Genomic DNA, 23,832 nt, shown 5'->3' on the forward strand with positions numbered 1-23,832 from the left:
GGAGCGGAAATACTTTTTGGCACCATTATGTTCTATTTTCGGAAATTTTTCCAAAAAGATTGAAGCGGACAGCAGGAAGAAGCCCTCACGATGAGCACTGCAATTGCGCTTCTAAACAATTTAAAAATACTGTCTAACTTAATTGTTGTGAATTCCTTAAGGGCCAAAGCTTCACTATATCGCACACCTTAAGAGGTTAAGTACATGAAAGAACCCATTTCCAAACCTTAACTTTCTTAACTCCTTAATGATAACAAAACTGCTTAATAATTACTCACTATTAAGAAATACCATCTAAGGCAATAAGAGATGAGCTGCTGGAGAGTTAAAAAATTAAAGGCTATCCATCGCGGATAGCCTTTGCTAACAACAAAACAAATATAAGATAACCAAATCTTGCCTGATTGAGCAGAATCAGGGTAAAGTGCTATGAGATACACTTTGCGGCCTAGTAATGGATTCGAACCATCGTAAAGAGTTTATGAAACTCCAACCTTCCAATCGGTCAACTGGCCCTGTTTTTATAATTGCTTTAATGCCAAATAATCTCTTAATTCTAAAATCTGTTCTTTATTTAAGCTATCTTCATCCTGTGCAAACGCTTGTTCATCTGTTCCGGTTTGTAAGGGATAAATGAGTTTCGGATAGTCATCTATAGCTGGGTATTGAAAATAAATCGACATCATTTTAGCGTTTAATTGTTCAACATATTTTTTGTTAATGATTAATGTTGAGCAAATATAGAAATAAGTATATAATATCTATAGATTTAGTAGTATTTATTTTAATAAATATTTCAACTGATTCATTTTCAGTAAAATAATTTTTCATGTGGATGATTGTTTTATTGGAAATGAAAGCTCTAGCCAAATAAACCTGCTAAAAAATGGCTTATTTTTGATTGGATAAATTGGAAAACCGAGCAAATTTATTCTGGAACTTGTCCCATCCGTTTTGAAGCCTTTAAATTCAATTTCAGAAAAGCTAATTATTTTAAGGATATTTGCAGTTCAAACATTAAAATAGTAATTGTGTCTTTAGATAAATTAAAACTCAGCAAACCACTTGTAGCGGCCATGACTGATGCAGGATTTTTAACGCCAAAAGAAATCCAAGCCAGAACAATGTCGCGCATTTTAGGTGGACAAGATGTTATAGCGGTAGGACCAGAGGGGTCGGGAAAAACAACAACTTATGTTTTAGCTACTTTAATGAAGTTGAAGTATGCATTTGAGGAAGCACCAAGAGCTTTAATTTTAGTGCCAGATGCAGAACATGTAGATCATGTTTTGGAGCAATTTAAATTATTGAACCGGAACAGTACCTTCAGGATTTTAGGAATTGACAGCCGTGGTGCTGTTGATACACAAATGAATGAGATTACAGATGGCTGTGATATTATTGTTGCAGTGCCTGACCGGGCTCGTGCATTGTACCTTAAATTAGCCTTAAATACCAATAAAATACAATTGTTCATTGTAGATAATGCAGAGCTTATTGTTAAAAAAGGCTTACAGTTGCCGGTTGTAGAATTAGCCAACAGCGCTTATAAGTCTCAGCATGTGGTGTTTACTGAGGTTATGCACGAGAAACTGAACCATATGATTTCGCCTTTTATGAAAGATTCTACTACCACAATTGAAGTAGATGAAATTGGCGAAAAGCAAGCGGAAGTTTATCAGCAGATGCTTTATCAGGTGCCTAATTTCAGGACCAAACTTAACCTGTTAACTTTATTATTAAACGATACCGAAGTTTTTGATAAAGTGGTGGTTTTTGTCAATACACGTTTAACCGCACAAACAGTTTACAAGAACTTTAATCAGCATAAGGAAGGGGAGATCAGTATTTACCGTTCGCTGTTTTTTGATGATAAAGGTTATGATGATATTGAAGACTTTAAAGATAATCCGGATGCAAGGGTTTTAATTGTAGCCAACGAGAATTTAGGCGAACTTAATATTGAAGGGATTCCTTTTATCCTGCATTTTGAATTACCTGAGCAGAAAGAAACACTAATTCAGCGCATTGTTAAACATGGCGATGAAGATGTGGTGGCCATTACATTTTCTACCGATATCGAATTGATTGAGGTGAAAAAAATTGAGCAAGCCATTGGTCAGAAATTGGAAGTAATGGAATTACCTGAAGATTTGAAAGTAGTTGATGCAGCCGCGAAACCGAAGAAAAAGAAGGGTGCTGAAGAAGACGAAACTTCCGAACGAGGTGCTGCTTTTCATGAAAAGAAAGCCAGTAATTTAAAAAACTACAATTACAGCGCGGGTACAAAGGCCAAAATGACTTATAAAAATAAGAAGGGCTTGTCTTAACAAAGGGCGTCACCCTGAATTTATTTCAGGGTCCATTCTGCCAATAAAGATGCTGAAACAAGTTCAGCATGACGCAGTGCTTTGAATATATAAAAAAGCTCCCCGGAAATTAATCCGGGGAGCTTTTTGTTAATCTCTATTTACGATTAGTATAACGTAAACTCTACACGACGGTTTTGTTGACGACCAGCTGCAGTTTTGTTTGTTGCAATTGGTTGGTCAGGTCCGTAACCTGTAGCTTCAATTCTTGATGCATTAGCACCTTGTGATACTAAATAAGCTTTTACTGATTCGGCTCTGTCTTTAGATAAACGTAAGTTTAACTCTCTGCTACCAGTATTATCAGTATGACCAGCTAATTTTAAGCTAAAGTTTTTCTCTACCAATAAACCAGCAACACGGTTTAAAGTAGCATATGATTTAGAACGGATAGTTGATTTACCTAAATCGAACTCTAAATTAGAAATCGCATCTCTAACCACTTTACGGTCAGCCTCAGTAATTACTTTGGTTTCTTTAATAATTTCGCGTTGAACTTTAATTGGACAACCAGAACCATCAACTACAGTACCTGATGCTGTTCCCGGACATTTGTCGAATTTATTGGCTACACCATCATTATCATCATCACCCAAATCTTTCGCATATTGCTCTCTATCGCGTTGTGCATTTTGCTCAGCAGTTGATAATGCTCTTCTTAACTCAGCGCTTTCTTCAGCTGTTTGTTTGTTTAAATTTGCCAAAGAGCTGTAGTTTTGTAACTGAGGTTTTGATTTATCTCCAATGGCAAACTCTAAACCAGCATGTGCATAGGCAAACCTGTCGTTAGTTGGACCATTAAATCCATCAAATTTAGCTGATTTAACAAAATTAACATCGTAACCTAAATCTACATTAATACCTTTAGCAACACCTAATTTAACACCTGCGCCAACTGGTACAAACCAACCTTCTCTGTAATATCCGGCATCCTGTACATTGGCAGGGTTAGTCGTAGCGCCTGATGACATGTAACCAGCACCCGCTTTTAAGTAAGGGATAAGTACTGCATTTTCCTGATTGATACTGATGTTTGCTACATTCCAAACGGCAGATAAAGCACCCGACCATTGGATATTGGTTTTGTAACCAGTATTCGGAATAAAAGTACCTGTACCAGTTGCAGCTCTTAATTCTTCAACTTTACCAGCTAAGAAATCGGCTTGGATACCCAATGATGGCAAAATTTGTTTTTTAATGTAACCACCGTAACCGATGTGCTCAACCGGCGTTTCGAATTGATGGTTCGAATTGCCAAAAATAGTTCTTGGGGTTAATAAACCTCCATGAACACCTATAGACCAGGTACGGAATTGAGTAGGAGAGAAACGGCCTGCAGCACTGGTGCTGGTTGGTGTTTCCTGTGCAAATAATTGTGATGATAAACCTAATAAAGCAATCAACATTGTTGATTTAGTAATTCTTGTATTCATGTTTTTCTATTTTGTAAATATTAGTCTCTTAACAGTTTTTATATCGTACTGTTTTGAACGGACTAAGAAAAAACCCTGCCAAAAGCATAATTTTTCTTACAAATAGCATGTTATCAGAAGATTAGGGGTGTAAAATTATTTCACAAAAAAGTTACTTTAGATTTAAGATCTTACCATTTTTTGTCTAGTATTCTATACAAAATCTAAATTCGGAGCTGTGATGTAGTGGTTTAAATCCTACTTGTCTGACGGATTTTTCTTATGGTTTAATAACATCTCTAAAGTTTTTTCGAGCCTGCCTGCACGCGTTTTATCCTGTTTTGCAGATAAAAGCCAAAGCACGTATTCTTTGCGGTGGGTATAAGCGAGCTGATTAAAGTAATCGAATGCCTGAGGATGGCTTTCCAAAAGGGTTTTTAAATCTTCAGGGAGTTTGACTATTTTATTCACCGGATCGATATATTCACCAAACTCGTTGGTTTTAATATGGTCGTTCCGCATTCCGGATGGTTTTACTTCAGCAATGAGTTTTAAACGCAAAGCTGTCCAGGTTTCGTTTACTGCTGCTGATGCGCATGGTGTTAAGCCGAATGTATTCAATTCTTCCCAGCTTTTCATCAGATCAAGATCAGACTTGATTTTTGACGTTTTTTTAGGGTAGCATATCCAGATAATGGTCCTGGCATCAATATAATCCAGATTGTTTTTAATTTGCTGGTCGAGCTGATCTTTGTTTATGGCAAAAGCGACCAATGCGTTAAACGTAGTTTCATCTCCATTATATTTTATCGTAATATCTGAAGGGATATCGCCAAATATAGCACCCGCCTGCTCCGGAGCATTAACTATCTTAATCACATCACCAGATTTTACCCGAAGTTTTTTTAAGAATAGATTTTCCATTTCTCTTATGAAAGACTATAACCTTAATTTAGCAAAGAAATCCCAAAAAACAATACCTGCAGAAATTACGATATTAAAAGAATGTTTCGTTCCGAATTGCGGGATTTCGATACACTCATCAATTTTAGCCATCACTTCATCACTCACACCATCAACCTCATTCCCAAAAATCAGTGCATATTTTTTGTTTGGATCGGGTTGGAAAGTATTTAACATCGTGCTGTTTTCTGCCTGCTCAATCGCAACAATCTCATAACCTAAAGCGCTTAAGGCGTCAACAGCCTGTAAGGTATCGGCATAGTGTATCCAATCAACAGATTGTGTGGCACCTAATGCTGTTTTTTCGATCTCGCGGTGTGGCGGTTGTGCCGTAATACCGCAAAGTATCACTTTTTCCAGGGCAAATCCATCTGCAGTGCGGAAAATCGAGCCTACGTTATGCATACTGCGGACATTATCCAAAACCACTACTACAGGCAACTTCTCCTGTGCTTTAAACTCTTCAATATCCGGACGATTTAACTCGTCTAATTTTAATTTTCTCATTATTTTAATTGATTACACAGATCGGGGGATTACACCGATTCGATATCATGCCGAATCTGTATTTATCTTTGAGGATCTGTAGTTAAATATGGCCCGTTACCAATTTCGCTAATGTAAATGGCAGCCGGGTAGCCGATCTTCTCTACGTAGTAATCTGTTAAATTTTTTGCAAAATCTTCTTCAAAACCTTTCTCTAATAAAGCGATTGCACAACCACCAAATCCGGCGCCCGTCATCCTTGCGCCGATTACATGCTCATAATCAGCACAAAAATCGACTACCGCATCCAGTTCTTTTCCGCTTACCTCGTATAATGTTCGTAAAGATTCGTGAGAGGCGTACATCAAACGGCCAAACTCTGCTAAATTTCCTCCATTTAGTGCTTTAGCTGCTAAATGAACGCGATCATTCTCTTTAACTACATGCGTCGCACGGTTTAAGATCGTTTGATCTGTTATTAAATGACTGTGAAGTGCAAATTTCTCAGCGGTTAACTCGCAAAGATAATGAAGGGTTATTTCTTCGTTTAATAATTTTAATGCTGTTTGGCATTCAGCAACCCGCTCATTGTATTTAGAATCGGCCAGTTCGCGTGGTTTATTGGTATTGATAATGGCCAGAACATAATTGCCGAGATCAACATCAACCATTTTGTATTTTAAAGTTTCACAATCTAGAACAATTGCCTTGTTTTTTTCTCCAAAAGCAACCGCAAACTGATCCATTATCCCCGAATTTAAACCGATAAAGTCATTTTCAACACGTTTAGCGATTTTAACGAGGTCCAGCTTATCATAACCTAGATTTATATAAGTATTTAAGGCATAAGCGGTGGCTATTTCTATAGAAGCTGAAGAAGAAAGTCCTGATCCGATTGGAATGTTTCCGTAGAACAGAAAATCTAAGCCGTTAATTTCCTTACCATCCTTAATAAATTCGTTAATTACCCCAACAGGATAATTCGCCCATAAGCTACCATCTTTTTCGTTTATGGTATTGCTTGTTACCGCTGTTTGAACATCGAAGTTTAAACTTTTAAACCTAAATAGGTTGTCGTTATTTGGGGCTATAGCTACCCAGGTTCCTAAGGTAATGGCGCAGGGCATAACCAAACCGCCATTATAATCAATATGTTCGCCTATGAGGTTAACCCGTCCGGGCGTAAAATAAATGGCATCAGCTTTTTTATGGTATTGTTCGGCAAATTTTTCCTGTAGGTTAATGTTCATTTGGCTAAAATATATTTATAAAAAGCATTAATAATAGTATGTTTGTTTAGGAAACAAAAGCCCTAAGTTACAATTTATGAGCGTTCAGCAAATACCAACCGGAAAAATTATTGATGGCGAAGAAGTTATCGCAATCGAACTAACCAATAGCAAAGGCACTTATGTCAAAATATTCAATTATGGTACAATCATCAACAAATTTGTAGTTAAGAATGCCAAAGGCGAAAAACAGGATATCGTGCTTGGTTTCGATACTTTTGACGAATACCTCAATCCAGCTTATTTGGCAAACTACCCTTATTTTGGTGCTATAATTGGCCGATATGCCAACCGCATTAAAAATGGAAGAGTCCAGATTGATGATGAAACTTATCAATTGGCACAAAACGCCGGTACCGATACACTACACGGCGGTATAGTAGGTTTTGATAAAAAAGTATGGGATATTGTTGAAATTAATGATGGCGCACAACCCTCAGTTACCCTGCAATATGAAAGTGTGGATGGAGAGGAAAATTTTCCCGGAAACCTGGTTATTGATTTAACATTCGAACTGACTGACAATGATGAGCTGATATTAAGTTATGAGGCAGAAACCGATAAAGCTACCGCGATTAACTTAACACACCACAGTTATTTTAATCTCGCTCCTGAAGGTGGAAGCATTAAAAACCATAAACAACAGATTTTCGCTTCAAATTATTTGGAACAAGATGATAATTATTCGGTAACGGGTAAATTAATCCCTGTTGAAGGTACACCTTTGGATTTTACTAAATCTAAAGCGATAGGGCAGGATTGGAATGAGGATGAGGGATATGATCAAACTTTCGTTTTAGACAAGATTTATGGCGATTTATCGCTGGCCAGCAAAACAATTGAGGAAGAAAGCGGTTTAGTTTTAAGCGTATATACTACAGAACCGGTAGCCCATTTGTACACCGCAAAATATTTAGGCGTAAAGAACGGTAAAGGCGGAAAGGATTATGACAGTTATGGTGCCTTTTGTGTAGAAACACAACACCATCCAAATGCCGTTAATATTCCAGCATTTCCAACTACCATTTTAAGACCGGATGATTTGTACACGCAAACAACCATTTATAAAGTTTCACTAAACAGATAAATTATGTTCACGATCGAAAACATCCGGGCAGCAGAATCAAAAATTAAAACTGGTGCAGATTTTCCTCAGTTTATAAAAGAAATTAAGGAAATGGGTGTTAAACGTAATGATGTGTACTTATCTAACGGCTTATCGATTTATTTTGATGATGAAGATAATGCTCAACAGGTAAGCCCTGACGAGTACCCAGGCCTAACGATCAATACAGCATCTTCTGCTGATAAACTGGCGCATGCTTTGAAAATACATCAGCAGGGAGAAACCGATTATTTTACATTTTGTAAGCAAGCTGCAGATGCGGGTGTTGAAAAATGGGTAACTGATCTGGACGAAATGACCTGTACCTATCTGGATGCAGAAGGGAATGAACTGGTAAAAGAGCATATTCCCAGCGTTTAATCAAACTGATTAATTTATAACGATACACTCTGATGGTTGATTGAACGATCAGAGTGTATTAAACAAGGCTAAAACCCAGAATAAACTCAGTTCCACCATTTTCCTGCGTTTTCATCTGGATTTTGATATCGTTTAATCTTGCAAAATCGTTAACCAAACTTAAGCCAATCCCAAGGCCTGATTCACCGGCAGTTCCTTTAGATGACATTTCATCACCAAAAACAGCAAAAAGCCTGGCCGCTTTTTTGGGATCCATGCCAACACCATTATCCTTAATGTGAAGAAAAATATTATTGGTAGCTATTTCAGCACTATAAAAAACCTCAATAGTGCCTTTAGGTTTGGTAAATTTAATGGCATTGGTAATCAGGTTCCTTAAGATAACCATTACTTGTTTCTCATCTATTAATACCACATCGTTTATTGTTGTATGGTGATGATGTAAGGATATCTGCTTCAACGAAATAGTCTGAGCCAATTCTTTAATAACCAGATCGGTTACGCTATTGAGTTTGTAAGGGGTTCTGTTGGCCTTGGTTGATTTATTATTTTTCGTCCATATAATTAAATCATTCAACATCTCCAGACTGCTCAATATTTTTTCCTGAAAATCATCAATAAAAAGGTCAAGTTCTTCTTTACTAAAATCACCTTCTTTAAAAAACTTGGTTGCCTGTAATGTCGTGGCAAATGGCGAACGCAAATCGTGACCGATAACCAGTATCAGTTTATTTTTATAATCGTCGTTATTTTGCAGTTCTATATTCTGTTGCGCGATCAGATCTTTCTGTTGAAGGATATCGATGTTATTATCGGCCAATAATCTATTCAATCTGCTTCTTTGCTTTGATTTGCGATAAACCGTGGCCAATAAAACCGTAACGACCAATGAGAAAAATACAGTTGCTATAATCAATAAGCGGCTGAGCTCAATATTTTTCTCTTTTACCGAGATCTCTCTGGTTAAATATTGATTTTCGAGGTTTTTTTGAGTGATGAGCAATTCATCTATCTTTTTCCTGGCTTCCTCATCAGTAGCCAACGCAGCGAAACGTACCTTTTCTGATAATGTATTGTAGGCATTTTTAAAGTCACCTTTTGCCTGGTAAGACTGTGCCAATACAGTAAGTGATTTATCGATATTGATGTGGTCGTTATCTTTTTTTGCGATAGAAAAGCCTACCTGAGCATATTTTATGGCATCATCAAATTTCTTCAATCCGATATTCGCTTTAGCAAGGCTTGCATAGGCAGCACCAAGCTCCCAGTCTGAAACTTCTTTTTTATTGCTTAAAACGATCTGGAAATATTTGATTGCACTTTTGTGATCATTTTTGAGGATATATAAATCTCCTATACGATTATAACAGGTATAGATGTAGGTGATATTATTTATTTTTTTAGCTATTTCCTGTGCAATCTGATAATGTTGGATTGAAGTTTTGAAGTAACCTTGTTTTTTATCTTTGCCAAAAAGCAATGCATTACAAAAACCCAGGTTAAAGTTGCTGAGCATTTGCGTATTAAAATCTTTAATGCTGTTAGCCAATGCTAAAGAGCGGTGAAAATGACCAAGTGCAATGGGATAATTTTTTTGCTGTACGTAAGCGAGTCCGATATTATTTAAACAAACTGCTATTAAAACCTGATCGGAGGTTTGAGTCGCAATTCTGTAAGCATTATTCAGCTCTTTAAAAGCTTTATCATATTTTTTCTGATAATAATAATTGCCCGAAAAATTTAGTTTTGCCCGCGCAATACCCACCAGATATTTTTCTTCACTAGCAAGTTTGTAGGCTTTTTCTGCGTAAGCCCAACTGCTATCCGGATTTTCCTTATAATACAAATAGGAAATTCTGTTCAATGTGTCGATATATGGACGCATTTGATGCAGGCTGTAATGAGTTAAGGCAATCTTTTTCATTTCGATCAGCTTTTTACTCAATAAATTTCCCTGTGCCAAAACAGACAAGAAAAAGCAGTTGCAAAGGATCAAAATAGTTAAAGCCCGTTTCATGTAGTTTTATCGCTTAAAATAAATATAGCAGATTAATGCAATACTTAAAACAGGAATTTAAAATCATCTATATCCTTTCTAAAACCATTTTTATGGCCTGCTCTACAATTTTGTCGGGTGCTTTACTAAACTCGAATTTTACCCGGCTCGCCAGAATGGCATTAATGGAGAGTGCCCTGTGACCTAAAACCTTTGCTAAAGCATAAATTCCGGCAGTTTCCATCTCTAAATTGGTAATCCGGTATTGGTTGCTCTTAAAACTGTTAATCAAACCAATAAAATCGGGAACGGCATTTTTTGCCCTGACAATTCTGCCTTGTGGGGCGTAAAAGCCTGGTGCAGTAATGGTAATGCCCTTTGCCATGTCCTTACCAATAGTATTTAACAGTGTTTCGCTTGCTGCCGTTAAATAGGGGTGAATGTTTTTGAGGTGTCCAAAATGCCCTTTAATATCGTCCATTAAAAGCTGTTCATCACCAGATAATTGCTGAAGATAATAATTCATTAGCGCATCCATCCCTAAGCCATAGGACGACGCTAAAATCGTTCCCATTGGAATATCCGGTTGGACAGCTCCGGAAGTACCAATTCTGATAATATTTAATGAGGTAAGCTCTTTTTTAATTTCACGGGTTTCAAAATTAACATTAACCAGTGCGTCTAGTTCATTTATAACGATATCAATATTGTCTGTACCGATCCCTGTTGAGAGAACGGTAATTCGTTTTTTGCCTACGTAGCCTGTATGGGCAATAAATTCGCGTTTGCCTTTCTTAAACTCTATTTTATCGAAATACTTACTTACCTCGCCCACACGGTCGGGATCGCCAACAGTAATTACGGTATCGGCAATATCTCCAGGTAAAAGATTTAGGTGGTATATGCTACCATCAGGATTGATGATTAAGTCGCTTTCTGATATTTTCATATTTGGTTCATATTTGCCCGCAGATTTCACTGATTACCAGAATTTATAGCTGTAATCATTACTCAAGACATGGTTATTAAATCGTTTGCAGGTATTTTAATTTAACCCCATCAATTTTATCAAATTTACTTAAAACCTGATTGAGTTGTGCTTTTCTCACTTCAAATTTCAATATGCAATTGGTATCAAACTGCTGCCCTAATATTTGCAAGTTTTCTTCTTTGCTCAACTTCATTACCTCGTTCATTTGCAGGTATTCGAAATAGGCTTCGTAAACATCATTAACTGTTTTGTTGATAATGACAGCTGCTTTAATTGCTTCTATACTAGCAGATTTATATGCGTTAATTAAACCAGGAACCCCCAATAATGTGCCTCCAAAATAACGAACAACCACCATCAGGATATTAGTCAGATCTTCTGATAATAAACAATTCAGAATTGGTCTACCTGCAGTACCAGAAGGTTCGCCATCATCATTCACTCTGAAAACAGACCGGTCAGGTGTTAGGCGATAAGCATAACAAAAGTGCCTGGCCTTGGCATGTTCTGCACGTAAACTGGTAATAATCGGTTTTACTTCTTCCTCACTACGGATTGGGTAGGCATAAGCAATAAATTTGCTGCCTTTATCTCGAAATATACCTTCTGAAGTACTTTCGATGGTTTTATATGAATCATCGAACAGCATTTTGCGATAGTGTAATGAAGATAACGGCTGCAATTGCCAAAATTATACCTGCATAATTTAATTTGCTTAGTTTTTCTTTAAAAACAATTACGCCAATTAATGTACCTGCAATAATGACCCCTAAATTCATGGCTGCAAAAACGGTAGATGGATTTTCGGCTAAGGCTTTATGGGCCTTCATATAAAAAAGGATATTCCCAAAATTGAAGAAGCCCAAAATAAATCCGCAAACTACATTTACCAGCTGTATTTTTATTTTGCCGGCCACCACCATCGAAATTACGATAAGCAATGAAACGATAAAAGCCAGACAAAAAACAGTAAAAAGCGATGTAGTATAAGGCAATTCCTTGTATAATGCAATTTGTTTAAAAAGGACATCGATTACCCCAAAACCAATGAAAACCATAACGGGATAGAGGAGTCCTCCTTTACTGCTTTCCTCATGATCAGATTTTCGAATAAAAGTTAAAAAAATTGCCACAAAACCTATTGCCAGCCCAATAATTTTAAGGTTATTAAAATCTTCCTTAAAAATAAAATAAGCGGCCAGTATCGGAATAAATAGCGATAAACGCTGCGCAATGTCGGTTTTAACAATGCCCAGGTTTTTTACCGAGGCAGCAAGGAATAAAAATATCGATGGCAATAGAATAGCTAAGGCAATATAAATCGGCCATGGTGCGCTAGAGGTAATCAGTTTAACATCAGGCTTGAAGAAGAGAAAACATAAGCTTAATGCAGCAAGGTAATTGATGGTAACGGCTTGAATAATACTGATTTGGTATCGCTTGGCCAGTTTTAATAAAACGGCCACAGTAACACTGCAGCAGATGCTTAAAATAATGTAAATCATTTATTTGATGTCGTTTAGATAGATAGAGAGTTTGTCATTTCCAATTTGTACAGTGTCTTGCAAATTTCCATTTATGGCTGGCGAGGAAACTCCCTCATTCCAGCTGTTAGATGAAGTAAAAATACGCGCTTCATCCCATAGGTTGGTACTTAAAAATTGATTTAAAATATTGGCGCCACCTTCAATAATTACCGATTGTATATCCATCAGGTAGAGCTGAAAGGCAACTTTTTGCGCTAAATAAAAGTGCATATCTTCCATTTGGATATAATGGATATTCTCTATTACATCGGTTTTAACCTCATTAAAGATAATGGTTTTGGCCGCTGTATTGAAAATATGGTTTGTGACTGGCACCTGAAGGTTTTTGTCGATTACCAGACGAATGGGATTTTTGCCAGGCCATTCACGCGAAGTTAATTGCGGATTATCCATAATGGCAGTCTGTTTGCCGATCAGAATGGCATCTTCTTCGCTACGCCATTGGTGCGCTAAACGTTTGGCCAGGGCACCGCTAATCCATTTCTGGTGACCATCTTTTGTTGCGAAATAGCCATTTGCGGTTTCGGCCCATTTTAAGATGATATATGGCCTTTGCTTTTGGATTCTGGTAAAGAACCTTCTGTTGAAATAGCGACATTCATCATCTAAAATTCCACTTAACACTTCAATTCCCGCATTTCTGAGTTTCTCGATACCTTTGCCGTCAACTCCAGAAAAAGGGTCTCTGTTGCCAATAACTACCTTTTTTAACTGATGTTTGACCAGCAAATCTGCACAGGGAGGTGTTTTGCCAAAATGCGCACAGGGCTCCAGGTTTACATAGGCAGTAGCTTGTTTTAATAAATTTTCAGCCTCATTGCCAAAGTGATCAAATACAGCTTTAATGGCATTGGGTTCGGCGTGCGATTTTCCATATTCCTGATGATATCCTTCTCCAATAATTTTGCCGTCTACAACAATAACACAGCCAACCATTGGGTTCGGACTAACGTTACCCAAAGCCAGGGCCGCTAAGTCCAGACAGCGTTTTATATAAAATTCATCGCTCATTAGCGCAAAAGTAGTAAAAAAAGAGTCACGGCCTTACCAAAACAGCGCTGTTATCATCTCAATTAAGTAATTTTGTAAATATGAAGATAGGAGAATTAGCTGAGCATTACGAACTAGAACTTGAGCCATTATATGATAATAATGAAGCAAAAGCATTATTTAGTATTGCTGCTGAGAAGGTTTTAGCCTTATCTTCCGGTAAACTGATCATGCAAAAGAATATTGAGGTCAGTTTCATCAACATGCAAAAACTCCTGAGTATCCTTAACGATTTGCAGATTGGAAAACCTATTCAACACATTTTAGCAGAAGCCCATTTTTATGGCGCTGTTTTTAGCGTTAATGAGCATGTGCTTATTCCGAGGCCGGAAACAGAAGAACTGGTAGATTGGATTATTTCAGATAACCGTTCGCAGTTTTCAGTTAACAGTAACCATAAAATCAGTATTCTTGATATTGGAACCGGTTCTGGATGCATTCCCATCACACTTAAAAAACATTTACCAAAAGCTGAAGTATCTGCATTGGATGTTTCTGCTCATGCCATTACTGTAGCCAAGCACAATGCCGAAAGGTTGGGAGAGCAGATCAGGTTTATTGAGGCCGATATTTTGACTTTCAGGTCTGAAGAAAAATTTGATATAATCGTGAGTAACCCGCCTTATATCAGGGATTTAGAAAAGGCAGATATGCATCATAACGTATTGGTTTACGAACCCCATTTAGCCTTATTTGTTCGTGACGAAAACCCGTTGATATTTTATAAAGCTATTGCTGAGTTTGCAAAAACTAACCTAAAACCTAACGGACAACTTTATTTCGAGATCAACGAATATTTAGGTAAAGAAACTGTTGAAATGTTAAAAGATAAAGGCTTTGTAAATATTGAGTTAAGGCAGGATATGCAAGGGAAGGATAGGATGGTGAGCGCTGGAAGTCCGATGTCCGAGGTCGGGAGTCAGAAGTGAGGAATCAATAGCAGGGATTAAGATATTTGAAGTTCGAGGAATGAGGTCAGAAGATATGTTGCAGAGGAGTAAAATCTCTCGGCGTTCGTCCTCCTGAACTTGTTTCAGGATCTACAAAGGTGCTTTTGGTCTTTCAGCTTTAGTCTTTCGGTTGTATTTCTAAGCCCTCGGATGAAACTGCGTAATGACCTCTCTTAAATAGTCTCTGTCGATGTGCGTATAAATTTCTGTGGTAGTAATACTCGAATGGCCCAGCATTTCCTGTACGGCTCGTAAATCGGCACCTCCTTCAATTAAATGGGTAGCGAATGAATGCCTTAAGGTATGAGGACTGATTGTTTTCTTTAATCCTGTAGAAATGGCCAGGCTTTTAATCAGGTTGAAAATTGAAATACGCGAAAGTTTAGCACCAAAACGGTTTAAAAAGATAAAATCTTCATGTCCTTTTTTAATATTAGCATGTACACGCACTTCATTGATGTAAATATCGAGCAATTTTAACGCTACGCTTCCAATAGGGACCAAACGTTCTTTATTTCCTTTTCCAATTACTTTTATAAATTCAATCTGCGGAAATACATTGGAGATCCTGAGTTCGGTTAATTCTGTTACACGCAAGCCACAGCCGTACAATACTTCCATAATGGCTTTATTGCGCATGCCTTCGGATTTTGAGGCATCTATGCCCGCAATAAGTTCGTTAATTTCGTAAATGTTTAATGTATCGGGTAATTTTCTGCTGAGTTTTGGTGCTTCAAGCAGCGCTGTAGGATCGTTCGAAATCACCTCCTCGAGCATTAAATAGGAGAAAAAAGCTTTTAGACCCGATATTACCCGAGCCTGCGTACTGGCTTGCATACCCAGGTCATTCAGCCAGGAGATAAAAGATTTTAAATGCGTTATGGTTATATCTGTTAGTTTGGGTTCCTCATTTAAAGATTGAAAAAACTGGATCAGTTTATCAATATCGCTCAGATAGGCATCAACAGAATTGCTGGATAACGACCGCTCTAACTTTAAATACGATTTAAATCCTTTAATATATGATGGCCAAAGCATGCTTTTATTTGAGATTTTTTATAACATTGCAACGTTACAACATTATATTATGAAAATACAAATTATTAACGGCCCAAACTTAAACTTATTAGGCGTTCGCGAACCATCTATTTACGGAAACACCAGTATTGAAGATTATATTAAAGAATTAAAAACGGTTTATCCGGATATTGAAATTGAATATTATCAGAGTAATGTTGAGGGTGAGATTATTAATAAACTGCATGAAGTTGGTTTTAGTTATGATGGGGTAGTGCTCAACGCCGGCGGTTACACACATACCTCAGTAGCGATTGCTGATGCAATAGCAGCGATTAAAACGCCTGTGGTTGAGGTACACATCTCTAATATTTATGCCCGTGAAGAATATCGTCATGTTTCTTTAACCGGGAAAAACTGTCAGGGTGTTTTAACAGGCTTTGGTATGAAGGGGTATCGTCTGGCTATTGAAAGTTTGTTGATTTAAAAAGAGTCCTCATTCTCGCGCAGGCGGGAATCTTAAAACTTATGGATTGCAATTATCTTAGCAATCGTTGTTCCTAGTCGGGCTGGGAATGACGATTCACGACTTACTTCTTACTTCAATTCCGAAAAATATTTGATTTTCTTAATAAAAAATGCCCACACAACGCTGTTATTGTATACTCCGGTATGTTCACTATATGCTTTTTGAACGCTTTTGCGCTTTTTGTTCGTTTTTGAAAGCGATTTAAGAAAATGCCAATGACCTTTGGTCACTGCCATGGTGAATTTACGTTTTCCGGTTAGCAAAAAGTGCCACCACGCAACAAAATCAATAAACATCCTGATCGTAATTCGGAAAATGGCATCGCCAGCAGGTAGGTTTTTCTGCATGATGATGAGGTTGTTCCTGAAATTGAGATAGGTTTTAAAGGGATTCTCCGTTTGTAATGTTCCGCCACCTACATGGTAAACTTCGGCATCCGGACAATACATAATCTTATAATTGAGGTTCTTTAAACGCCAGCAAAGATCAATTTCCTCCATATGTGCAAACAGATCTGCATCTAAACCTCCCGCTTCTTCCCAACATTTGCTTTTAATGAAAAATGCAGCCCCACTTGCCCAAAAAACTTCCGTTTGATCATTGTATTGGTCGTGATCAAACTCATATACATTAAACAATCTGCCTCTGCAGAACGGGAAAGAGTAGATATCCAGATAACCTCCTGCAGCGCCTGCATATTCGAATTGTTTTTTGTTTAACTGCCATTTAATCTTAGGTTGCGCTGCGGCAATCTGTGCATCACTTTCCATCAGGTCAATCACTGGCTGTATCCAGTTGGGAGTTACCTCCACATCCGAATTGAGTAAGATAAAGTAATCAGCCTCAACACGTTCTAAAACCTTATTGTAGCCGCCTGCAAAACCATAATTCTGATCGTTCTGGATAATTTTAACGGTAGGGAAGTTTTCTTGTAAAAATGAAACAGAATCATCGGTGGAGGCATTATCGCCCACCACAATTTGCAGATTATCATATTCAGAAAGCAAAACTCCTGGTAAAAATTGCTTTAAATATGCTTTTCCATTCCAGTTTAAAATTACAACGGCTACAGATGGGTTCATTCTTTTTTATTCGGGTTTAAATTTCCAGCGTTTATGGCTCCAAAGCCAGTATTGCGGCTGTTCTTTAATAATATTTTCTAAAAACTTAAAGTGTAGATCGGTAATCTCGAATTCATGCATTCGTTCCGGATCCAGGCACATGGGCAAAACTTCTATGTGGTAATAGCCTTTTTTTACTACGTTAACTTTAAAATAGTATATCGGTCTTTTAGTAGACTTCGCAATTTTTTCTACACCTAAAAGTGCCGCAGTGGGCTGATGCAGAAAATTTACGTAATATTTCGTTTCTTCTCTGGTAGGCGATTGATCGCTTGCAAAACATAAAAGCGTGGGTTCGTTTTTATAAGCGGCTATTCCCCGCAAAGTTTGTCGCATGGCGATAAAAACATTCCCATATTTTGTTCGTGCATAATCAAACCACTTTCCGAAAACTTTATTGCTAATGGGTTTATAAATCACCATGGTTTTGGCAGAGATATTTAAGCCCAAAGCTAAAGTACCCAATTCCCAGTTTCCATAATGGCCTGTGCAGGCAAGTACACTTTCTCCAGCCTTAAAATGAGCTTCTAGTTGCTCCAAACCCGTAAATTTTACGCGTTTTAACGTTTCGGCTTTCGAAATGCTGGTCATTTTAATGATTTCGAAAATAAGCTCGGCCAGATACAGGAAGAATTTTTTCTCAATAGCCTTAATTTCGAGAGGAGCTTTTTCAGGAAAAGAGTGGGTTAAATTCTGTCTGACAACTTTTTTTCTATAGCCTATTACGTAATAAAGCAGATAATATAGTAATCTTGCAAAAAAAAAGAGCAAAGGTAAAGGCAGCAGCGATAACAGGTATAAAAAAAATACGCCAACGTGCGCAATCCCTCTTTTAATCATTATTTTTAAAACGTTTCAACTACAAACATAAATTTTCAAATGCAGAATACAGCTATACTTCCATTATTTTATCTTCCACCAGTGGGCTATTTTACTTTATTACAAAAGCTTGGGACAGATTTTTTAATCGAAAAACATGAACATTTAGCTAAGCAGACTTACCGCAACAGGGCCAGTATCTATTCGCCCAATGGAAAACTGGATATTACCGTTCCTGTGGTTAAAGGCTCAAAAACACACACGCAAATGAAAGATGTGCGGATTAGTTATGATTTTAAATGGCAACGTTTACATTGGTTAAGCCTGGAAAGCTGTTACAGAAGTTCGGCCTATTTCGAGTTTTATGAAGACGAACTTTCACGTTTTTATACCAATAAATTCGAATTTTTGTTCGATTATAACCTCGAACTGGTAGAGTGGCTGAGCAAAAAGCTAAAACTAAATAAAACCTTCGAGGTGACCACCGAGTATTTTGATGATATAGCGCCGGAGCTGGATTATCGTACCATCATGAATCCTAAAAAAGAGGAAGATATTGTAAACAATAAGCCATATTATCAGGTTTTTGAAGATAGACATCAATTTTTGCCCAACTTAAGTATTGTTGATTTGTTGTTTAACCAGGGCCCGCAAGCCCGGCTATATTTATAATGTATGGGAAAAAACAAGCCGCGTAACCGCCATAAGCACTATAAAGTTCCAGCACCAGGTACCAGTCCGGGTTTATATACTATTGACGAAGATGCATTAAAACCAATTATTGTACTTCATACTTATAACGAAAAGAGTTATAAAAAAGTGGAACTGGAGAACATCAATAATATTGATAAACTGATTGAAAATAAAGATTTTTGTTATTGGTTTGATATAAAAGGATTGGGTGATCCGAATATATTTGAAACGCTCTATTCAAAGTTAGATATCAGCAGGCTGGTACTGGAAGATATTACCAGTTCTTACCAGCGCCCGAAGCTGGATGAATATGATAACGATAAGTACATTTTTGCGGTAAGCAGGCATCTGTTTTTAAACGAGGAGAATACTTTAAATAATGATCAGATCTCTTTTATCTTATCAGAACGTACAATGATCACCTTTCAGGAAACTTATGCTGATTGTTTTGAACCTGTAAGGAAACGTTTGGAAATAGGGAAGGGCAACATTCGTATTGGCGGCATTAGTTACCTGATGTATGCCATTATGGATGTTATCGTAGATAATTATTTTGCCTTATTAAATTTCTGGGGTGAAGAGCTGGATACAATTGAAGACCGTTTATACGATCATCCTGACCGGAGAATCATGTACGATACACAAGCTATTAAAAGGTCTTTAATCACGATTAGGAAAGTAGCCTGGCCGGAGCGGGATAAACTGAATGATATTATCCGTACCGATAGTCCCTTAATATCCGATCTGACCAAAACTTACATGAAGGATGCTTATGATCACTGTATCCAGATTATTGATTTTATAGAATCACTCAAAGAGATTGCTTCTGCCAATATCGATATGAATTTATCGATTATCAGCAACCGGATGAACGAAATTATGAAGGTTCTAACCATCATTTCATCCATTTTTATTCCTTTAACCTTTATTGCAGGGATTTATGGAATGAATTTTAGCAGGGAAGATCCTACAACCGGAAAAATACTGAAAGATAATATGCCCGAATTATACGCGGAACATGGTTACTTGTATACCTGGATTGTAATGGCTGTCATTGCGGTTTTGCAGGTAATTTATTTTTGGCGTAAAGGCTGGTTTAAATAAGGTTTTGTGTTTGTACCAATTATTGGTATATTTAGAAATAAATAAGTAATCATGGGGCGAAATACATCAATATTATTAGGCGATCATTTCGATAATTTTATCAGTGAAAAAATAGCGTCTGGGAAATTTAATTCTGCCAGTGAGGTAATTAGAACAAGTTTAAGGCTGTTAGAGGAAGAGGAGAAGCAAATTGAACTGTTGCGCGCGGCTTTAAAAATAGGCGAGGAAAGTGGGTTCGTTAAAGATTTCGATCCTGTAAAGCACTTGGAAAAGTTACACCGCAAACATTTATAATGGTTAATTACCGTATTAGTGAAGCTGCGCAGGTAGATTTAGAAGATATTTGGTTATATACGTTTAAAAACTGGTCTAAAGATCAGGCAGATCGATATTACAGTTTATTGCTCGATGAGTGTGAATATCTATCAAACCATTTTGAACATGGAAAGATAATGGATCATATATTAAAGGGATATAGATGTTCATTGGTTAAATCACACTTAATATTCTACAAACTGGGTGAGGATGGTACAGTAGAAATAATTAGGGTTTTGCATCAAATGACTAATATTAAAAGTCACTTATTGTAAAAAATCAATTTTTAATATTTGTAGCTTTAGGGCGTTTTTGGTTAGGTTATAGATGCAGTCATTCGAAATAGATAAAAGCGACGTACTCAAGGTTAAAAATGCAATTTTAGCTGGTGATGAAACTTTAAAAGTAGTTTTAGAGGAATATCATGCCTCAGAAATCGCGATTTTGTTTGAGCGTTTGGATAAATCCGAACAACAGCATATTATCAACCTGCTTCCCGCAGAAATAGCTTCCGAGATTATTTCTGAGATGGATGAAGAATCCCATCCTGAAGATTTACTTTTTCAGCTACACCCCGATAAACGTACCGAGATTGTTGAGGAACTGGATTATGATGATGCGACCGACATTATCTCCCAGTTAGAAGACCACGAACAGAACGAGATTTTAGAAGACCTGACCGAAGATCACGCTTCAGAAATCCGAAACCTTTTAACTTACGACGAAAAAACCGCGGGTGGTTTGATGAACACAGAATTGATCTGTGTAAACATTAACCTCACTAAAAAGGATGCGATTGATGAGATTATCCGCCAAAGCGAAGAAATGGAGGAGTTTTATACCATTTACGTAGTTGATGACGAGGAAATTTTTAAAGGTATAGTTTCGTTAAAAGATATCATTAAAGCCAAACACAATGCCAAGATAACAGAGTTGGTTAAAATAGATGCCGTTTATGTGCACCCTGATACCGATCAGGAAGAAGTGGCCAACCTGATTTCGCAATATAACTTAACCAGTATTCCGGTAATAGATGATCACCAGAAATTGCTGGGTAGGGTAACTTTCGATGATGTGATCGATGTAATGGAGGCCGAAAGTACAGAAGATATCTTGAAAATTTCGGGGGTATCGGAAGATGAGGAATTGAGCGGTAACTGGGTTGAAGCGGTAAAATCGCGTTTACCATGGTTAATCATCAACCTGGGTACGGCTTTTTTAGCATCATCGGTGGTACGTTATTTCGATCCTACTATTAAACTCATCCCTTCTTTAGCCGCTTATATGACCATTATTGCCGGGATGGGTGGAAATGCTGCTACCCAGGCACTTGCGGTAACCGTGAGGCGTATTTCGCTATACGATTTAACAGATAAGCAAGCTTACAGAACCGTTTTGAAAGAGTTTACCGTGGGCTTAATTAACGGTGCAGCTAACGGATTGATTGTATTTATTTTTGCTTTCTTTTTTGACGGAAATCCGATGCTCGGTTTGGTTATCTTCCTGGCTATGACGGGTAATTTGGTAATCGCGGGCATCACAGGGGCAGGTATTCCGCTTATTTTAAAACGGGTAGGTATCGATCCTGCCATTGCATCATCTATAATTATTACTACTTTTACCGATGTTTTTGGTTTCCTATTAATTTTAGGATTGGCCAGTAAACTTTTACTATAATCAGGATTTACTTGATTTTAGGATTTCAAGATTGAATGCTTGCAAAACTAAATTGAGCACCTGTTAATTTAACTAAGACTACATAAATTAAAATCTGTAAAATCTGATCCCGATGCAAAAAACAAGACACGATTGGACAAAAGAAGAAATACACGAAATTTATAATAGACCATTTTTAGATCTGGTTTATGAAGCCGCAACCATTCACAGAGAAAATAAAGATTATAATGAAGTTCAGGTAAGTTCATTAATTTCGATTAAAACCGGTGGCTGTGCTGAAGATTGTAGCTATTGCCCCCAGGCAGCCCGTTACCATACCGATTTAGAAGTGCAACCGCTCATGCAGGTTGGCCAGGTTGTTAGTGCTGCCGTTAAAGCAAAAGAGGGTGGAGCATCACGTTTATGTATGGGAGCTGCATGGCGCGAAGTACGCGATAACCGTGATTTTGACCGAGTGATTGAAATGGTTAAAGCTGTGAATGATATGGATATGGAAGTTTGCTGTACTTTAGGCATGCTAACCGAAAATCAGGCACAACGTTTGGCTGATGCTGGTTTATATGCATATAACCATAACATCGATACTTCTGAAGATGATTACAAACGTATTATTTCGACCAGAACTTACGATGATCGCTTAAATACCATTAAAAATGTGCGTAAAGCTAAATTAACCGTATGTAGTGGTGGTATTATCGGTTTAGGTGAAACGGTAGAAGACCGTGTTTCGATGTTACAGACTTTATCAAACATGGAAAAGCACCCTGAATCAGTTCCGGTTAATGCTTTGGTACCCGTAAAAGGTACTCCTTTAGAAAATCAGCCACGTGTTCCAATCTGGGATATGGTAAGGATGATTGCTACCGCACGTATCGTCATGCCAAATTCGGTGGTACGTTTATCGGCGGGTAGAAATGAAATGAGTACGCTGGAACAAGCTTTTTGCTTTATGGCTGGTGCAAGTTCTATTTTCGCAGGCGATAAATTATTAACGACGCCAAATCCGGCATTTATAGATGATATGGCAATGTTTGAATTGCTGGGCCTGAAAACCCGCGATGCCTTTAAAAATGGCAGACCAGCAAATACAAGGATCGAACAGGAAGCTGTTTAATTAAATATAAAGTAATAAAAAAGTCCCGATTTTGATCGGGACTTTTTTGTTTCTGGTTATTCCTAAGGTCAGATATTTCTATCTCATACAATTTGAAATTTTAGCATTTAGTCATTCAGAGGTTAACACCCGACTTACACTATACCGCAGTAACTCTTACCTCAATATTTCCCTTTGTCGCTTTAGAATAAGGACAAGCCCTATGTGCTTTATCAGCCAAAGCCTGTGCTTCCTCATGCGAAATTCCAGGAATGTGAACATCCAGGTCTGCTGATAGCACAAAGGAGTTTCCATCTTTATTAAACGAAACTAATACTTTCACATTGGCCTCACTAATGTCAACACCCTCACGTTCTGCAACCGAGCCTAGTGCACCTAAATAACAAGGCCCCCATGCTGCAGCAAATAGTTCTTCAGGGTTGGTTGCGCCACCTTGTCCGCCCAGTTCTTTTGGTTTTCTTAAATCAAAATCTAAAATTCCATCGCTCGATTTAATGTGCCCGTCTCTTCCTCCAGTAGCTGTAACTTCAGCTGTATATAGCTTTTCCATAATTTTTTCTTATTTGATTACTCTAACAAACTACACCTGTCTTTGTTTTTAGTCAGCTAAAAGACTGCCTAAACATACCATTAAAGGCGTAAATGGACTTAGTGTAAACATTTAATGCCCATTTCATGTAAAAAATAAGTATTTCATCTGATTTTATGCCTGCATCAAAGTTTAGTAAAAGTATTGTTTTGTAATTTATAAATAGTTACAGGATGATTGTATGTTTCTTATTATCAGCCTGTTGCGTTCTTTGTTTCTTTGATCGATAAAGTATAGTATTTGTAAACACTTTTTTATAACGCAACCGTTTCGTGTAAAAAACCATGACTTTAAGCTGACACTATAACTGTGGAT

General features: G+C 37.4%; 25 protein-coding genes. 11 read left to right on the forward strand and 14 right to left on the reverse strand.

The window, feature by feature from the left end; translation table 11 throughout:
* Nucleotides 1-521: 521 nt before the first annotated feature.
* Nucleotides 522-686 (reverse strand): hypothetical protein, encoded by a 165-nt coding sequence (locus AC07YT_RS00465; RefSeq protein WP_494945118.1) that lies wholly within the window; start codon nucleotides 684-686, stop codon nucleotides 522-524.
* A gap of 345 nt (nucleotides 687-1,031) precedes the next feature.
* On the opposite strand from AC07YT_RS00465, the gene AC07YT_RS00470 reads away from it, so the two are divergent.
* Complete coding sequence (locus AC07YT_RS00470; protein WP_086546465.1) at nucleotides 1,032-2,330, forward strand: DEAD/DEAH box helicase; 1,299 nt, start codon at nucleotides 1,032-1,034, stop codon at nucleotides 2,328-2,330.
* A 146-nt stretch (nucleotides 2,331-2,476) separates the two neighbouring features.
* Here the strand turns inward: AC07YT_RS00470 and AC07YT_RS00475 are convergent, their stop codons facing one another.
* The 4 genes from AC07YT_RS00475 to AC07YT_RS00490 form a co-directional block, all read right to left on the reverse strand.
* The gene (locus tag AC07YT_RS00475; protein ID WP_086546464.1) at nucleotides 2,477-3,802 is read right to left on the reverse strand and encodes an OmpA family protein; all 1,326 of its coding nucleotides are present in this window, start codon (nucleotides 3,800-3,802) and stop codon (nucleotides 2,477-2,479) included.
* Between the two features lie 237 nt (nucleotides 3,803-4,039).
* The gene (locus AC07YT_RS00480; protein ID WP_086546463.1) at nucleotides 4,040-4,705 is read right to left on the reverse strand and encodes a YdeI/OmpD-associated family protein; all 666 of its coding nucleotides are present in this window, start codon (nucleotides 4,703-4,705) and stop codon (nucleotides 4,040-4,042) included.
* A gap of 15 nt (nucleotides 4,706-4,720) precedes the next feature.
* Nucleotides 4,721-5,251: an RNA methyltransferase gene (locus AC07YT_RS00485; RefSeq protein WP_086546462.1), complete on the reverse strand. Its 531-nt coding sequence runs from the start codon at nucleotides 5,249-5,251 to the stop codon at nucleotides 4,721-4,723.
* A 62-nt stretch (nucleotides 5,252-5,313) separates the two neighbouring features.
* Nucleotides 5,314-6,480, reverse strand: a complete 1,167-nt coding sequence (locus AC07YT_RS00490) for a galactokinase (protein WP_086546461.1) — start codon at nucleotides 6,478-6,480, stop codon at nucleotides 5,314-5,316.
* Nucleotides 6,481-6,556: 76 nt separating this feature from the next.
* Between AC07YT_RS00490 and AC07YT_RS00495 the strand changes: the two genes are divergently transcribed.
* Together AC07YT_RS00495 and AC07YT_RS00500 are read left to right on the forward strand one after the other, a co-directional pair.
* Entirely contained in the window at nucleotides 6,557-7,606 is a 1,050-nt protein-coding gene (locus tag AC07YT_RS00495; RefSeq protein WP_086546460.1) for an aldose epimerase family protein, read from the forward strand.
* 3 nt (nucleotides 7,607-7,609) lie between these two features.
* The gene (locus AC07YT_RS00500; RefSeq protein ID WP_086546459.1) at nucleotides 7,610-8,005 is read left to right on the forward strand and encodes a DUF1398 domain-containing protein; all 396 of its coding nucleotides are present in this window, start codon (nucleotides 7,610-7,612) and stop codon (nucleotides 8,003-8,005) included.
* Nucleotides 8,006-8,063: 58 nt separating this feature from the next.
* Here AC07YT_RS00500 and AC07YT_RS00505 read toward each other — a convergent pair whose 3' ends face one another.
* The 5 genes from AC07YT_RS00505 to ribD form a co-directional block, all read right to left on the reverse strand.
* Nucleotides 8,064-10,022 carry a tetratricopeptide repeat-containing sensor histidine kinase gene (locus AC07YT_RS00505; RefSeq protein WP_086546458.1) on the reverse strand — a complete coding sequence of 653 codons (1,959 nt, stop codon included), beginning with the start codon at nucleotides 10,020-10,022 and terminating at the stop codon, nucleotides 8,064-8,066.
* A 67-nt stretch (nucleotides 10,023-10,089) separates the two neighbouring features.
* Complete coding sequence (locus AC07YT_RS00510) at nucleotides 10,090-10,950, reverse strand: nucleoside phosphorylase (RefSeq protein ID WP_086549327.1); 861 nt, start codon at nucleotides 10,948-10,950, stop codon at nucleotides 10,090-10,092.
* A 76-nt stretch (nucleotides 10,951-11,026) separates the two neighbouring features.
* Nucleotides 11,027-11,641 carry an IMPACT family protein gene (locus tag AC07YT_RS00515; RefSeq protein WP_086546457.1) on the reverse strand — a complete coding sequence of 205 codons (615 nt, stop codon included), beginning with the start codon at nucleotides 11,639-11,641 and terminating at the stop codon, nucleotides 11,027-11,029.
* Nucleotides 11,628-12,497 carry an EamA family transporter gene (locus AC07YT_RS00520; protein ID WP_086546456.1) on the reverse strand — a complete coding sequence of 290 codons (870 nt, stop codon included), beginning with the start codon at nucleotides 12,495-12,497 and terminating at the stop codon, nucleotides 11,628-11,630. The genes AC07YT_RS00515 and AC07YT_RS00520 overlap by 14 nt, the downstream gene beginning before the upstream one ends.
* Entirely contained in the window at nucleotides 12,498-13,550 is a 1,053-nt protein-coding gene (ribD, locus tag AC07YT_RS00525) for a bifunctional diaminohydroxyphosphoribosylaminopyrimidine deaminase/5-amino-6-(5-phosphoribosylamino)uracil reductase RibD (RefSeq protein WP_086546455.1), read from the reverse strand.
* An 80-nt stretch (nucleotides 13,551-13,630) separates the two neighbouring features.
* Here ribD and prmC point away from each other — a divergent pair, with 80 nt between their 5' ends.
* The gene (gene prmC / locus AC07YT_RS00530) at nucleotides 13,631-14,518 is read left to right on the forward strand and encodes a peptide chain release factor N(5)-glutamine methyltransferase (RefSeq protein WP_086546454.1); all 888 of its coding nucleotides are present in this window, start codon (nucleotides 13,631-13,633) and stop codon (nucleotides 14,516-14,518) included.
* A gap of 159 nt (nucleotides 14,519-14,677) precedes the next feature.
* Here prmC and xerD read toward each other — a convergent pair whose 3' ends face one another.
* Nucleotides 14,678-15,577, reverse strand: coding sequence for a site-specific tyrosine recombinase XerD (gene xerD / locus AC07YT_RS00535; RefSeq protein WP_086546453.1), 900 nt, complete (start codon nucleotides 15,575-15,577; stop codon nucleotides 14,678-14,680).
* 49 nt (nucleotides 15,578-15,626) lie between these two features.
* On the opposite strand from xerD, the gene aroQ reads away from it, so the two are divergent.
* Complete coding sequence (gene aroQ, locus AC07YT_RS00540; RefSeq protein ID WP_478356636.1) at nucleotides 15,627-16,043, forward strand: type II 3-dehydroquinate dehydratase; 417 nt, start codon at nucleotides 15,627-15,629, stop codon at nucleotides 16,041-16,043.
* Between the two features lie 110 nt (nucleotides 16,044-16,153).
* Here the strand turns inward: aroQ and AC07YT_RS00545 are convergent, their stop codons facing one another.
* The gene (locus AC07YT_RS00545; protein WP_086546452.1) at nucleotides 16,154-17,167 is read right to left on the reverse strand and encodes a glycosyltransferase family 2 protein; all 1,014 of its coding nucleotides are present in this window, start codon (nucleotides 17,165-17,167) and stop codon (nucleotides 16,154-16,156) included.
* A 6-nt stretch (nucleotides 17,168-17,173) separates the two neighbouring features.
* Nucleotides 17,174-18,046 carry a lysophospholipid acyltransferase family protein gene (locus AC07YT_RS00550; RefSeq protein ID WP_086546451.1) on the reverse strand — a complete coding sequence of 291 codons (873 nt, stop codon included), beginning with the start codon at nucleotides 18,044-18,046 and terminating at the stop codon, nucleotides 17,174-17,176.
* A gap of 39 nt (nucleotides 18,047-18,085) precedes the next feature.
* Between AC07YT_RS00550 and AC07YT_RS00555 the strand changes: the two genes are divergently transcribed.
* The 6 genes from AC07YT_RS00555 to bioB all read left to right on the forward strand — a co-directional run bounded on the left by AC07YT_RS00555 (nucleotide 18,086) and on the right by bioB (nucleotide 22,928).
* Nucleotides 18,086-18,697, forward strand: coding sequence for a WbqC family protein (locus AC07YT_RS00555; RefSeq protein ID WP_086546450.1), 612 nt, complete (start codon nucleotides 18,086-18,088; stop codon nucleotides 18,695-18,697).
* A gap of 3 nt (nucleotides 18,698-18,700) precedes the next feature.
* The gene (gene corA, locus AC07YT_RS00560; RefSeq protein WP_478356633.1) at nucleotides 18,701-19,822 is read left to right on the forward strand and encodes a magnesium/cobalt transporter CorA; all 1,122 of its coding nucleotides are present in this window, start codon (nucleotides 18,701-18,703) and stop codon (nucleotides 19,820-19,822) included.
* A gap of 51 nt (nucleotides 19,823-19,873) precedes the next feature.
* A complete protein-coding gene (locus AC07YT_RS00565) occupies nucleotides 19,874-20,116 on the forward strand; it encodes a type II toxin-antitoxin system ParD family antitoxin (RefSeq protein ID WP_086546449.1) in 243 nt (80 codons plus the stop codon).
* Nucleotides 20,116-20,412: a type II toxin-antitoxin system RelE/ParE family toxin gene (locus AC07YT_RS00570; protein WP_086546448.1), complete on the forward strand. Its 297-nt coding sequence runs from the start codon at nucleotides 20,116-20,118 to the stop codon at nucleotides 20,410-20,412. Before AC07YT_RS00565 ends, AC07YT_RS00570 begins: the two co-directional genes overlap by 1 nt.
* A 52-nt stretch (nucleotides 20,413-20,464) precedes the next feature.
* Complete coding sequence (gene mgtE, locus AC07YT_RS00575; RefSeq protein ID WP_086546447.1) at nucleotides 20,465-21,814, forward strand: magnesium transporter; 1,350 nt, start codon at nucleotides 20,465-20,467, stop codon at nucleotides 21,812-21,814.
* Between the two features lie 112 nt (nucleotides 21,815-21,926).
* Nucleotides 21,927-22,928 (forward strand): biotin synthase BioB, encoded by a 1,002-nt coding sequence (bioB, locus tag AC07YT_RS00580; RefSeq protein WP_086546446.1) that lies wholly within the window; start codon nucleotides 21,927-21,929, stop codon nucleotides 22,926-22,928.
* A gap of 139 nt (nucleotides 22,929-23,067) precedes the next feature.
* Here bioB and AC07YT_RS00585 read toward each other — a convergent pair whose 3' ends face one another.
* On the reverse strand, nucleotides 23,068-23,478 hold the full coding sequence (locus tag AC07YT_RS00585) for an organic hydroperoxide resistance protein (protein WP_086546445.1): 411 nt from the start codon (nucleotides 23,476-23,478) through the stop codon (nucleotides 23,068-23,070).
* Nucleotides 23,479-23,832: the final 354 nt, after the last annotated feature.

This window comes from Pedobacter sp. GW460-11-11-14-TSB4 (assembly GCF_059423705.1).